This window comes from Streptomyces sp. NPDC000983, assembly GCF_040299205.1.
Lineage (GTDB): Bacteria > Actinomycetota > Actinomycetes > Streptomycetales > Streptomycetaceae > Streptomyces.
Genome location: NZ_JBEPBM010000047.1, coordinates 31,440 through 43,134, shown reverse-complemented (window position 1 = coordinate 43,134; position 11,695 = coordinate 31,440). Strand labels below are relative to the sequence as shown.

The following is an 11,695-nucleotide window of genomic DNA, read 5'->3' as shown; positions in this document are numbered from 1 at the left end:
GGTACGTCACCCCGCTCGAAACGCGATCCCTGCTCAGGCAGAACCTCGTCCCGGCAGCGTAGACACCCGCTGTCCAGTTCGCGGGGGGAACTTCAGACCGACGACGAAGGCCCACTACCCGTTGACACCAATCGAGAACTTCATGAGGTGGCGCCGAGAAGACGGGATGGCGCTCGACCCTTGGGTCCGGACCCATCAGCGCCTTGGCGCCGAGATCCTGGCAGCGGCTCCCGCCTCGCAGACGATGACCGGCACGGTTGCCGAATGGGAGCGCTGGACCGGCATGGCCTTCCCCGAGTCGGGTGACTATGTGATCCCGGGAGGACTGAGCCTGCTAAGCATCGACCGGTCCGCCGATGAGGGCCTGTATCGCGAGCCCAACATTTGGATGCGGCACAGTTGACCGAGGCACCGTCTCATGGTGATCAGTGCCCAGTTGTCGGCGTACTCCCCGAAGTGCTCAGCCGCGTAAAGATGAACGTCTCCAGCCGAGTGCCGCATGCACGGAGTGGATGGCCCGGCAGGGTCGCCCTGTGTCTCCTGGCAGTAGATCGGCAGCGTGAGAAATGTACGTGCCGAAGCCACAAGCCTGCGACACAATCGTTCAGTTGTCCTGCCTGCCTGGTTCTGGAGGAACACCACGGCCATCAACTACGAGCTCGCCCCGGCCTGGTTGCCGTGGTCTGCCGTCGATCCCGACCTCATCGCCTTCGCCTGGGACGAAGCGGAGGCATCTGAGATCACCACAGTCATCGCCTCGATGGTGCCTCCTGACGGTGCCGGGTGGGAAGAGAAGCATCGCTTCACCACCGAGGTCACAGCGCTCCTGGCAGCCCGGTACGGTCGGTGGGCCTGCGGATGGCACTGGGCGGTTGGTGAGGGCGGTGGCGGTGGCGTCGTCACCCACTGGTGCTGCACCTCCCATTCGGTGGGCGGACCCGCAGCAACGGCCGCCAACGTGGTCGCGTCGCTGCTGGAGTGGCGCGACTGGCTGGAGGAGTTGGCCGAACGGTTTGACCAGTTGGCTCCGCCCATGGGCGCGGATGCCGCGGATCGCAGTTGGCACCTGGAACGTGCGGCTACCCGGCTCGTGACTGTGGTCGTGGACCGCACGGGTGCTGAATGCGGCTGGTACGGGCTCTGCCACACAGTGCTGACGTGGTTCCTTTCTTCCACGGACATGGGGCCGGAAGACGCGAAGGACGCGGTACACACCGCGATAGGTGGACGGTTCAAGAGCTGGACCACGCCGTCGCGGCCCCTGATCGACGCAGTGGGAGAGAAGATCGCTGTAGATCTGACCGGAGTGCGGCCCTACCGTGACCGCTGACGCCTTGGCTGCATGGGTCCAGGTAAGAAGCCGGATCGACTGGACTTCCGGGGCCGGCCAGATACCGGCCCCGGTCGAGCCCATCGTGGACGGCCTCACCATCTGGTGCACCGAGGGGGGCCGCTCCTCGGACCTTGCACGAGGCCAACGACTGCTCGCGGCGTTGGCTCAGTCACGCACAGACGCTCGCCGTAGACGCCCTCTCACCTGTGGGCTTCTGGCTGAATGGCAGCAACTGGTCCTTGGCACGACTGAAGTTCAGTTCCGCCAAGGCGACGCCTTCGCCAAGGGCGGCCGGGAACGCTACGGACTGACGCCGCACACCCAGCGCGACTTCGAACACTGTCTGCGCGAAAGTGCGGACCCGCGCGTCCCCCTGGCCTCCCGCGCGGCCAGGGCCTATCTGGACGTGGCCTTCTTTCACCCCTTCCCGGATGGCAACGCCCGCCTCGCCACGCTCGCTCTCGCCTACGTCCTGGAACTGGAGGGAGTCCGACTGGACCAGGTCGGCCCTCTGCAGACCACGCGCTATGCGGACGACGCCGCCGGGGCGGCAGACCTGGCCGCCCTGGTCTTCGTCCTGATCCGCTCGATGCATCAACGGGCCACCAGTTCCCGTTAGCGTCGGGTTCGGTTGCGGTGCCCGGGCGGACGCGGGGCGAGCAGGACGGCCTGATGGATGGCATCGGTGCTGACCGTTCCGACCGAGGGGGACAGCCACCGTCCCCGCTGCGTGGGCCAGTTCAGGAAGTCGTGGGTGCCGCCGGCGGAGTCGGCCGTCCGCACCAGTACTTCTTCGGGAGTTGGGCCAGAGCCTGCTGGGTGACGGTGATGTGGTCGCTCGCGGTGTTGAGGCGACCGGGCCGAACAAGTCGAGCTCGGTCCGCAGCATGGCCATCAAGAACCTGACAAGCTCACTCGCGGGGAGCCCGGGGTCATCCCTTCTCCCGCCCCGGCAGGGGCGCGCCATCCAGGAACGCGTGATAGGTCTCAACGGCATCCGGCTCGACTTCCGGGTTGGACGGGGCGTATCGGGTGTCGGAGCGGTCTCGCTTCGGTCCGGAGACCCAGAACTCCTCATTGGTCTGTGTGTCGTAGAAGTTCGCGTCGAACATCCCTCCTGCCCGGTGCAGCGTCCTTCCCCGGAAATACGCAGTGCTCCAGGTCTTCGAGAAGTCCACCCACCCGATCCACGAGGGTCCACGATCGGTGTCGTAACCAGACTTCAACTGCACGAACATGAGGTGTCGAGGCATGTGTCCAGGGTCCCGGAGAGCCCGCACCCGCGACCAGCGATTTTCGCAGTGGACGGGGGGTACGCCACACCAAGACCGTCTCATCGTGAGCAACGCGACCGCGCGCACGTTGCGCCAGACTTGATGGATGGAGACGAACGCCCCGCTGTCGCTGGCAGATGCCTGGGACTGGATGGAGGAATGCGCGCGGTCCGCCGACGCCACGGTGCGGGGAACCGACTCGTGGGTTCCCCCCGTCGCAGAGGAGTTGGTGCTGGCCGCCAGGGCGAGCGCGTTGAGCCAGTGGTATCCCTTCACCAGCCACAACCATCTTCGGTTCGTGGACAGCCCGGCGTTCTGGATGCCTGCGCAAAATAAGGTGCACGAGCTGGCGGGGTCCATCTCCTTCGACACCAGCGGGACGGAGGGCCGTCCCACCTTCCGGGTCTGGAGCGGCCTCCTGCTCCGAGAGCCCGACCCAGTACTCGTACTCGCCACTCCGAACGCTGTCGAGGCGGTAGACGCACTGGTTGGGCTTGACAGGCTCACGGCGTGGGAAGCCCGACCTTAGCGGCATCTCCTCACTCAATCCTCTTGGTGGCCCATTTGGATATCGACCTGATTCGAATTTCCGTCGAAGGCGGCAATTCCGAACTGATTGTTCCGGTTGAATTCTTCGCCTATCGATCCCTTGGTGAGGCCGTACGTTTTTCGGCTGAGGCGGGGCGGTCGTTGATCCGATTCGGGACGATTGGGACCCCCGGTCCCGTCGGTGTAGCGGTATCCGTATTCGTGGACGAGGATTCCGGAGAAGTCGTGTCGGGGATCGAGCCCGATGACACGGCACCGGTCAATGCGTCGCTGGGTATGTTCGTGGAGTGCGTCAGATGCCTGACGGAGATCTTCCCCTTCTACTCGGAGGAATCTGATGACGAGGAGTGGGAGGCCGGCGCCCGACGCGTGCAGGAAACGATCAGAGAAATCGACGCCGCCGTCTACCAAGAAGGATCGTTCTGGTACGAATTCCGCCGGGACGTTTCCATGGGGGAATTCCATGGATGACCACCGCCCCGCCGCCACGGTCATGGGCGGGGGCGGTTCTGTTCGCGCCAGTCCCGTGGGGAGATTCCGTAGGCCCGTTTGAACGTCTTGCTGAAGTGGGTCGCGTCCACGAATCCCCACCGCCGTCCGGTCGCCGCGATGGTCCGCAGCCGCCCGCTCGGGCCCGCCAGCTCGCGCCTGCATTCGGCCAGGCGGCGCGTACGGATCCAGTCGCCGAGGCTGATTCCCGAGCGGGACAGCACCACGTAGAGGTGCCGGACGGAGATGCCGTGCGCGTCGGCGATCCGTGCCGCCGACAGATCCGGATCGGCAAGATGATCCCGGATGTACTGCTTGATGCGCAGGCCGAGCGTCGCCTCCAACGGAGCAGTCGCCAGACTGGAGTTGCCGTACTGGGTTGTCAGGAGGGCTCGGAGGAGTTCGACACTGGGTTCCGCAGCGGTGTCGCCGAGTACGGGCCGGTGCAGACGGTCGTTGACGGCGAGTTGGGAGAAGTAGGTGAAGGCGATGCCCGCGAGGGGATTGTCCGATCCCAGGGCCACGGTGCCCGTGTCCCGCAGCAGCCGTTCGGGGAGCGCCAGCAGTTGGCGGGGAAAGCGCAGGAAGTGGTGGTCGACTCCCTCGTCGAAGAGCAGTGTGTAGGGGGAGTTGGATTCGTAGACGGCCAGGTCGCCGGGGTTCAGCACGCACTCGCGGCCGTTCTGCACCACCAGGCTGGTGCCTGTCACCTGCAGGCCGAGAAAGACGGCCGGCTCCTCGTCCTGGCGGGCCAGCGGTGCCGTTCGACGGACGGTCACTGCCGATGCCCGCGCCGAACACACCCTGAGAGGCCCGACGGCGCCGAGCCCTATGCGTACGGAGATGTCCTCCGCCGGGGGACGGTGGTCGATGTCGACGGCCACCAGGGATTCCCACACCGCGTGCCGGACCACCTCTTCCCGGTCGCGCGGTGGTAGGGACGCGGTGTCCAGTACCGGGCTCATCCGACGCACCGTCGTCCGCCTCGGTGACAGTGCCGCTGCGGCAGCACCTCGGCCCGTTCCCCCACAAGACCCCCCGTGGCATGCCTGTTTCCCGCCAGCAGTCTGTCGGGATTCGTTTCCCTGGGCAACGCTTTCGGCGTCGACACGCGGGGCGCATGCCCGATGCGAGGCCGAGTCGAAGCTGTGCACCCCCGACCAAGTTCTCTGCACGCACGGCCAAGTCGGCGAACCATGACGACTCTAAGGTCCATCGACGGGGCCGGAAACGGGGCAAGTCCCCTCGTGCTGTTGCGCGTTCGCCGAGGCCTTTGCCCGCGAACCCAGTCCCACCGACCGCCGTCTCAAGAGAGCTGGAGCGAAATGAGAACCCGCAGACTTGCCGCAAGCCTTCTTTCCGTAGCCATGCTGTCGGTCGGCCTCGTGACCCTGGACACGACGACGGCAGCCGCAGCAACCCCCAAGTGCACCCGCGCGATCCAGATGAAGCCGAGGGCCGCCTACTCGTACTACATGCTCATTCCGAAGTCGGCCAACACCGTCAAGTGCTACATGAACCAGGGGACGCAGAACCGAGCCGTTGTTGCTCTTCAGCAGGCGCTCGCCTACTGCTACAGCGTCCCCACGGGTGTCTACGGCCATACCTTCGGCCCCAACGACATCGACGGCATCTACGGGCCCGCCACCCGAAACGCGTTGGAGTACGTGCAGATACAGATCTTCCCGCAGGAAACGAGCGCGCACGACGGGATCTACGGCCCGAGGACCGCAGCCGCCATGGAGTTCCCGTGGCACAACCCGAGCACCGACCGGATCATGAGCACCTGCACCAGGCGGGACGGAAGCAGCGCAAGCTGACCGGCTGTTCAGGCTCGTGTGCGCAGCGCGAAAGGGCCGTTCGGTTCTTGTTCGAGTGGGTCCGACGGCACCTTTTGCCACCGCGGACGGGCCCGTCCGGCAGGTGGGAGAAGGAAGAGTGACTCGGGTGAATTGAACTGATTACCGGACAAGCTGGGAAGTGTGAGGAGAGCCCGTCAGTCGCGCAGAAGGGCGAGGAGCGTCATGAAAGGCTACGTCTTCCAAGGCCCCGGGCAGTCCGCATGGGCAGAGGTCCCGGATCCGGCCGTCAAGGATCCCACCGACGCGATCGTGAGGATCGGGGCCGTCACGATCTGCGGTACGGATCTGCACATCCTCAAGGGCGATGTCCCCGAGGTCCGCCCGGGCACGGTCCTGGGCCATGAGGCGGTCGGCGAGATCGTCGAGGTCGGCAGTGACGTGCGGACCGTCCGTCCGGGCGACCGCGTGCTGGTGTCCTGCATCAGTTCCTGCGGGCGCTGCCGTTTCTGCCGCGAGAGCGCCTACGGCCAGTGCCGCGGCGGCGGGGGCTGGATCCTGGGCCATCTGATCGACGGCACGCAGGCCGAGTACGTCCGCGTCCCGTACGCCGATCTCTCCGTGCACGCCCTGCCCGGATCCGTGGCGAGCAAGGACGCCGTGCTCCTGGCGGACATCTTCCCGACGTCGTACGAGGTCGGCGTGCTCAACGGTCGCGTACACCCCGGCGACACGGTCGCCGTCGTCGGCGCGGGGCCCATCGGGCTTGCGGCGATCGCCACGGCCCGTCTCTTCTCGCCCGAGCGGATCATCGCCATAGACCTTGCCGCATCCCGGCTGGAGGCCGCGAAACAGCTCGGTGCGGACGCCGTGGCCGACGCCGGAGAGAACCCCGAGCAACTGGTCGCCGACCTCACCGACGGGCTCGGCGCGGACGTCGTCATCGAGGCGGTCGGCGTCCCGGAGAGCTTCGAACTGTGCACGCGCGTGGTGCGGCCCGGTGGTCGTGTGGCCAACATCGGTGTCCACGGCAGGCCCGCGACCCTGCACCTCGAGGACCTGTGGATCAAGAACGTCACCATCACCACCGGCCTGGTGGACACCCACTCCACTCCCGCACTGCTGCGCATGGCCGCCGCAGGCCGGCTGCCCACCGCCCAGCTGGTCACCCACACCTTCCCTCTCGAGCAGATGGAGGAGGCGTACGACGTCTTCGGCCGGGCCGCCGACACCGGTGCTCTCAAGGTGGTCCTCGGCGAGCAGCCGCACGACGAGGTCGCCGTCCCAGCAGCCTGACGAGACGGCCGGTGAGGGCGGGTTACCGCCCTCACCGGGCACGTCGAGGGCGCTCGGCACCGTGTCTCAGGAGCCGTGCACCTGAGGTCGGTCAGGGACCGGCGATTCGCCGGTGAGCTGCGGCTCGACGTCCACGACGCCTTCGACGGCGCGTACGAGACGTACGGCGACCGAGATGAGGGAGGTGTCGCGAATGTGTCCCCGCAGGGTGACCACTCCGTCGTGCACGTTCACGTGGACTCCGTGGCTGAAGCCCGGGAACAGGTAGGACACCACTGTGCGGCGGACCTCCTCCTCCAGCTCCTGGTCCGGCCGCAGGAAGACCTTCAGCAGGTCGGCGCGGCTGACGATGCCCTGGAGCATGCCGACGCCGTCGACCACGGGGAGCCGCTTGACGTGCCGCACGGCCATGATCCTGGCGGCCTGGGCGAGAGTGGCGTCCGGGTGGACGGTGACGGCGGGGGTGCTCATGAGCTCCTCCGCCCTGGTCGCGCCGGCCTTGGCTACGTCGGCCAGGCGCTGCCGCTGCTGGGACAGGGTCTGCTCCCCCTCGCGGAACTCCTCCTTCGGCAGCAGGTCGGCCTCGGAGACCACACCGACGACGCGCCCCTCTCCCTCCAGCACCGGCATGGCACTGACCTTCCACTGCTCCATGGTCCGCACGATCTCCTTGAAGGGCGCGTCGCGTCCGACGGCGACCACCGTCCGGGCCATCACGTCACTCACGATGTGCGGAGTGCCGGTCATGTCCGACCACCTCGTCTCGAGTTCGTCAGGTCACGGTTCGACGATCGGCTCCGGTCTCGCTCATGTGGCCAGACCCGCACGGCGCGACGCCGCGGGCTCGGCCACCGCGGAGGTGTCGTCCACCCGGTGGTGCAGCTCCGCTGCGACATCGACGACTCCGTCCACGCCCTGACACAGGCGCACGACCACCGGGACGAGCGACTTTCGTGCCACGGTGCCCTTCAGCGAGACCCGCCCGTCGACGACCCGTACGGCGACCGCGTCGGGTGCGACACCCAGCGTGCGCAGGAGCACCTCTCCCGAGATCTCCTCCCGGATGGCGCTGTCACCGCGCAGGTAGACACGGAGGAGGTCGGCCCTGCTGATCAGACCCACCAGCCGGTCCGTCTCGTCGACCACCGGAAGCCGTTTGACGTGGTGGCGCTCCATGAGCTGGGCGGCCTCCACCGCCGTCCATCGGGGCCTGGCCGTGACGGCCGGGCTGTTCATCAGGCCTTCGGCGGTCGTGGCCTCGGCCTTCGCGCGATCGGCGGGCCCGGGGCGCAGGACCGGCAGCAGACCGGTCGTATCCAGCCGTGCGGCTTCCTTGCGCAGCAGGTCCGCCTCGGAGACGACCCCCACGACGCGTTCGTCGTCGTCCACGACCGGTACGGCGGTGATGTCGTATTCGGCGAGCAGCTTGGCGATCTCCTTGAAGCCGGCTTCCCGGCGGACCTTGACGACTTCTGCGGTCATGAGGTCGCTCACCGTCCGGTGCCACATGGCTCCCGCCTCCTTGTGTCCACGGGGTTCCCTTCTCCCACTCTCCGCCCGGCGCGCGTCAGCCGCTTGGGCCGGTCGGTCCAGACATCGCGACGGCGGGGACGGCCTTCACCCCACGGCCCGGGCCACGGCCCGCAGAGGGCCGCGACGTGGGACACCCGGTGGAAGGGGCCAGGCAGGAAGGAGAGCGGCGCCCCGCGTGGCCGCCCACGGCAACAAGCCCGACAACGCCCGGCTGATCGGTCGGCCCCTCCTGTGTCAGCACAGCGTCCCAGCGCCGGGGATGTGGTTCCTCAGAACCAGTCGCCGCCCCACCCGAAGGTGACGTTGTACGCGCGTCGGAAGGCGTGTCGGCCGTGGTCCCCGTCGGCGTAGGCCCAGGCGAGGGCTGCGGAGAACCAGAGCACGAAAACGCCGCTGACCAAGCCCGCGGCGGCCGGCTTGCCGAACCAGACGAGGAGGGCCAGGGCGATGGCGGTGATGGCTGTGCCGAGATGGGCTCCCCGTGAGTGGAGCGGAGCCACCTTGCGTGCCTCTCTGCGTGCGGTTCGTTCGCGAGCGAGGCGTGCGTCTCGGACGGACTGCGGTTCGTTCTCGTCGAAGTGCATCCCACCCCCGGGTCCCTGACGCTGCTCCGCTACTCACCGCAGCATCCCACTCGCAGCGATCCCTCTTGGGCCGGCCGCCACGCTCGTTTGTCGCACGAGACACGCCCTCAACCTCACGGCGCAGTGGGCATCGGTTCAGGCATTCGATGACAGGCCGAGGTGTGAACCATTGAGCGTTCCATACGAGTTCACCGGGCTGCTCTCGCCGATGGTCTTTCCGTAGCAGACCGACCAGGAGTTGGCCCCAACCCCCGATGACGGACACTTCCAGTCGCCCAAGTGCGTGCCGGAGGCGGTGTACAGGTCCATGCGCGCTTGCGCGCCATAGAGGCTGGACTGGTTGTTGCGCACGACAACCGCCGCCTGGACCCCGGTTCCCGTGGACGATCTGATCGCGCAGACCTGTGCGACCACGCCGGTCGTGATCGTCTTGCTGCTGGCGCAACGCCAGGTGCTGGAGCTGGAAGTGATCGGATTCGTGTTGCCGTAAGCACGCCAGGCGCCGTCCGCGGCTGCGGGAGGGACGGCGACGGTGGCCGTGACCCAGGAGCGCAGGTCGTCCACGCGGGTGCTGACGGCGCCGGTCCGGGTCACGGTCGGGTCGGTGCCGAAGCAGCCGCCCTGCCAGGACCTGCTGCTGACGGCGACCAGCTCGGGCTTGCCGTCGACGAGGCGTACGGCCGGGCCGCCGGTGTCGCCCATGCAGACGCTCGCGCCGTTCTCGCCCGTGGTGGCGACGGTGTCGGTGGCGACCGAGTCGACGTTGAAGCCGCCGCTGTGCAGGCGCAGCGGGGCCCATTCGCTCGCGGTACGGCCGTAGCCGGCCACCGTCAGCTGCTCGCCGGGCGCGGCCGCGGCGGAGGCCAGGCTGACGGGCGCGATCGTGGTGACGGGGCGGCTGAGCCGGGCCAGGACGGCGTCCCGCGACGGGTGCGGGACGAGTTCCGTGATGGTGCGGGTCTCGCCGGCGGTGGTCGTGAGGTCGGTGCGGCCGATGGTCGCGGTGGTCTTGAGCTCGGGCGCGCCGGTGGGGATGGCGAGGCTCACGGCCGGGTCGTCGGCGAAACAGCTGGTGGCGGTGAGCAGCCAGTAGGGGTCGACCAGGGCGGCGGAGCAGGCCTTCTGGCCGTCGCCGATCTCCAGGCGGGCGGTGAACGCGAGCGCGCCGTCGGCCGCGGCGGTGCCGGAGACGGCGTTCGCGGGGGTGGTGCTCAGCGCCAGTAGTGCGGCGGCGACGCCTGTGGTGAACGGTGTGGTGAAGCGGCTGAGGCGATGGCCTTTGAGGTGTCGCACGGGCTTGGGCTCCTTGGTGGGAGACGTGTGGCTGGCTACGCGCCCGACGGGCCCTCGCGGAGGCGGGGTGTGCTGCGCGGGGGAGTGGCCGCACAGTCGCGGCGGCGGGCTGGCCGGTTCGCGGTGGTGCAGGTGGTGCAGGTGGTGGTGATGACTAGCGCGGCGGAGGCGTGGACCTGGGCGGTCCGGTGTGGCGTCCTGTGCTGACTCGCGGTCCGCACGGGTCCAACGCCTCCACGACGCCGGCGCGTTACGCGCGCTCAGCCGATCTTCGTCCGGTCCCAGGTCCAGGAGCCGGTGCCGGAGTCCCACTTCCTGACGGGTGCGTTGATGCCGGTGCCGGTGGAGGTGAAGGTCCACAGGGCGGTGTGGCCGCGCCCGTCGGAGGTGTTGGCGTATTTGTAGAGGGCGCCGACGTCGGACTTGCCGTCGCCGTTGAAGTCGCCCGCCACCAGTGCGGAGTTGTCCGCGGTCCAGGACCCGTCGCCGGAGTCCCACTTCCTCACGGGTGCGTTGATGCCGGTGCCGGTGGAGGTGAAGGTCCACAGGGCGGAGTGGCCGCGCCCGTCGGAGGTGTTGGGGTACTTGTAGAGGGCGCCGACGTCGGACTTGCCGTCGCCGTTGAAGTCGCCCGCCACCAGTGTCGAGTTGTCCCAGGTCCAGGAGCCGGTGCCGGAGTCCCACTTCCTGACGGGTGCGTTGATGCCGGTGCCGGTGGAGGTGAAGGTCCACAGGGCGGAGTGGCCGCGCCCGTCGGAGGTGTTGGCGTACTGGTACAGCACACCGACGTCGGACTTGCCGTCGCCGTTGAAGTCACCCGCGACAGGCTTGGAGTTGTCCCACGTCCACGAACCGTCGCCCGAGTCCCACTTCCTGACGGGTGCGCTGAACCCGGTGCCGGTGGAGGTGAAGGTCCACAGGGCGGTGTGGCCGCGCCCGTCGCTGGTGTTGGCGTACTTGTAGAGGACGCCCACGTCGCCCCGGCCGTCGCCGTTGAAGTCACCGGCCACCGGGGCGGAGTTGTCCCAGGTCCAGGAGCCGGTGCCGGAGTCCCAGACCTTCACCGGGGCGTTGAATCCGGTGCCGGTGGAGGTGAAGGTCCACAGGGCGGTGTGGCCGCGCCCGTCGGAGGCGTTGGGGTACTTGTAGAGGACGCCGACGTCGGCCAGGCCGTCGCCGTTGAAGTCACCGGACACCGTCTTGCTCATGTTCCAGTCCCAGGACCCGTCGCCGGAGTCCCACGACTTCACCGGGCCGTTGAAGCCGCTGCCGGTGGACTTCTGCAGCCATAGGGCCGCGCGGTTGCTGCCGTCGGCGTTGGCCCCGTTGTTGTACAGGTACGCGACGTCGGACTGGCCGTCACCGGTGTGGTCGGTGGCGTGGGTGACCGTGGAGCTCACCCAGTCACCGATGTCGTCGACGCGGGTGTCGATGGCGCCGGTGCGGGTCTGGGTGGGGTCGATGCCGAGGCATCCGCCTTGCCAGGAGCGGGAGTTGACGGCGACGAGTTCGGTGGTGGTGCCGACGGTGCGCAGGGCGGGGCTG

At 68.1% G+C, this 11,695-nt stretch carries 14 protein-coding genes and 1 pseudogene; 7 read left to right on the top strand and 8 right to left on the bottom strand.

The window, feature by feature from the left end:
• Positions 1-166 precede the first annotated feature (166 nt).
• The 3 genes from ABT296_RS33625 (at position 167) to ABT296_RS33615 (ending at position 1,952) form a co-directional block, all read left to right on the top strand.
• The gene (locus ABT296_RS33625; protein WP_351933076.1) at positions 167-403 is read left to right on the top strand and encodes a hypothetical protein; all 237 of its coding nucleotides are present in this window, start codon (positions 167-169) and stop codon (positions 401-403) included.
• Positions 404-559: 156 nt separating this feature from the next.
• On the top strand, positions 560-1,330 hold the full coding sequence (locus ABT296_RS33620) for a hypothetical protein (RefSeq protein WP_351933074.1): 771 nt from the start codon (positions 560-562) through the stop codon (positions 1,328-1,330).
• Positions 1,320-1,952, top strand: a complete 633-nt coding sequence (locus tag ABT296_RS33615) for a Fic family protein (RefSeq protein ID WP_351933072.1) — start codon at positions 1,320-1,322, stop codon at positions 1,950-1,952. Before ABT296_RS33620 ends, ABT296_RS33615 begins: the two co-directional genes overlap by 11 nt.
• A 32-nt stretch (positions 1,953-1,984) precedes the next feature.
• Here the strand turns inward: ABT296_RS33615 and ABT296_RS33610 are convergent.
• Both ABT296_RS33610 and ABT296_RS33605 read right to left on the bottom strand, forming a co-directional pair.
• Positions 1,985-2,208, bottom strand: a pseudogene (locus tag ABT296_RS33610) (IS1380 family transposase); the annotation flags it as partial.
• Positions 2,209-2,265: 57 nt separating this feature from the next.
• Positions 2,266-2,586 carry a hypothetical protein gene (locus ABT296_RS33605; RefSeq protein ID WP_351933070.1) on the bottom strand — a complete coding sequence of 107 codons (321 nt, stop codon included), beginning with the start codon at positions 2,584-2,586 and terminating at the stop codon, positions 2,266-2,268.
• A 127-nt stretch (positions 2,587-2,713) separates the two neighbouring features.
• On the opposite strand from ABT296_RS33605, the gene ABT296_RS33600 reads away from it, so the two are divergent.
• A complete protein-coding gene (locus ABT296_RS33600) occupies positions 2,714-3,136 on the top strand; it encodes a hypothetical protein (protein WP_351933068.1) in 423 nt (140 codons plus the stop codon).
• Positions 3,118-3,627: an SUKH-4 family immunity protein gene (locus ABT296_RS33595; protein WP_351933066.1), complete on the top strand. Its 510-nt coding sequence runs from the start codon at positions 3,118-3,120 to the stop codon at positions 3,625-3,627. The genes ABT296_RS33600 and ABT296_RS33595 overlap by 19 nt, the downstream gene beginning before the upstream one ends.
• A gap of 20 nt (positions 3,628-3,647) precedes the next feature.
• Here the strand turns inward: ABT296_RS33595 and ABT296_RS33590 are convergent, their stop codons facing one another.
• A complete protein-coding gene (locus ABT296_RS33590) occupies positions 3,648-4,610 on the bottom strand; it encodes an AraC-like ligand-binding domain-containing protein (protein WP_351933064.1) in 963 nt (320 codons plus the stop codon).
• Between the two features lie 360 nt (positions 4,611-4,970).
• Here ABT296_RS33590 and ABT296_RS33585 point away from each other — a divergent pair, with 360 nt between their 5' ends.
• Both ABT296_RS33585 and ABT296_RS33580 read left to right on the top strand, forming a co-directional pair.
• Positions 4,971-5,465 carry a peptidoglycan-binding domain-containing protein gene (locus tag ABT296_RS33585; protein ID WP_351933062.1) on the top strand — a complete coding sequence of 165 codons (495 nt, stop codon included), beginning with the start codon at positions 4,971-4,973 and terminating at the stop codon, positions 5,463-5,465.
• A gap of 204 nt (positions 5,466-5,669) precedes the next feature.
• Positions 5,670-6,740 carry a zinc-dependent alcohol dehydrogenase family protein gene (locus tag ABT296_RS33580; RefSeq protein WP_351933060.1) on the top strand — a complete coding sequence of 357 codons (1,071 nt, stop codon included), beginning with the start codon at positions 5,670-5,672 and terminating at the stop codon, positions 6,738-6,740.
• 66 nt (positions 6,741-6,806) lie between these two features.
• Here ABT296_RS33580 and ABT296_RS33575 read toward each other — a convergent pair whose 3' ends face one another.
• The 5 genes from ABT296_RS33575 to ABT296_RS33555 all read right to left on the bottom strand — a co-directional run.
• A complete protein-coding gene (locus ABT296_RS33575; RefSeq protein WP_351933058.1) occupies positions 6,807-7,487 on the bottom strand; it encodes a CBS domain-containing protein in 681 nt (226 codons plus the stop codon).
• 60 nt (positions 7,488-7,547) lie between these two features.
• Positions 7,548-8,249 (bottom strand): CBS domain-containing protein, encoded by a 702-nt coding sequence (locus ABT296_RS33570; RefSeq protein WP_351933056.1) that lies wholly within the window; start codon positions 8,247-8,249, stop codon positions 7,548-7,550.
• A gap of 293 nt (positions 8,250-8,542) precedes the next feature.
• A complete protein-coding gene (locus ABT296_RS33565) occupies positions 8,543-8,773 on the bottom strand; it encodes a hypothetical protein (RefSeq protein ID WP_351933054.1) in 231 nt (76 codons plus the stop codon).
• Positions 8,774-8,992: 219 nt separating this feature from the next.
• Entirely contained in the window at positions 8,993-10,150 is a 1,158-nt protein-coding gene (locus tag ABT296_RS33560; RefSeq protein ID WP_351933052.1) for a S1 family peptidase, read from the bottom strand.
• Between the two features lie 260 nt (positions 10,151-10,410).
• Positions 10,411-11,695 (bottom strand): FG-GAP repeat domain-containing protein (locus ABT296_RS33555; RefSeq protein ID WP_351933050.1); only part of this gene is annotated, 1,285 nt, incomplete at its 5' end.

Excerpts from the sequence above, each read along its gene's own strand:
- ABT296_RS33625 (WP_351933076.1), top strand. The coding sequence starts at position 167 with ATGGCGCTCGACCCTTGGGTCCGGACCCATCAGCGCCTTGGCGCCGAG.
- ABT296_RS33605 (WP_351933070.1), bottom strand. The coding sequence starts at position 2,586 with ATGCCTCGACACCTCATGTTCGTGCAGTTGAAGTCTGGTTACGACACC.
- ABT296_RS33600 (WP_351933068.1), top strand. The coding sequence starts at position 2,714 with ATGGAGACGAACGCCCCGCTGTCGCTGGCAGATGCCTGGGACTGGATG.
- ABT296_RS33590 (WP_351933064.1), bottom strand. The coding sequence starts at position 4,610 with ATGAGCCCGGTACTGGACACCGCGTCCCTACCACCGCGCGACCGGGAA.
- ABT296_RS33585 (WP_351933062.1), top strand. The coding sequence starts at position 4,971 with ATGAGAACCCGCAGACTTGCCGCAAGCCTTCTTTCCGTAGCCATGCTG.
- ABT296_RS33580 (WP_351933060.1), top strand. The coding sequence starts at position 5,670 with ATGAAAGGCTACGTCTTCCAAGGCCCCGGGCAGTCCGCATGGGCAGAG.
- ABT296_RS33575 (WP_351933058.1), bottom strand. The coding sequence starts at position 7,487 with ATGACCGGCACTCCGCACATCGTGAGTGACGTGATGGCCCGGACGGTG.
- ABT296_RS33570 (WP_351933056.1), bottom strand. The coding sequence starts at position 8,249 with ATGTGGCACCGGACGGTGAGCGACCTCATGACCGCAGAAGTCGTCAAG.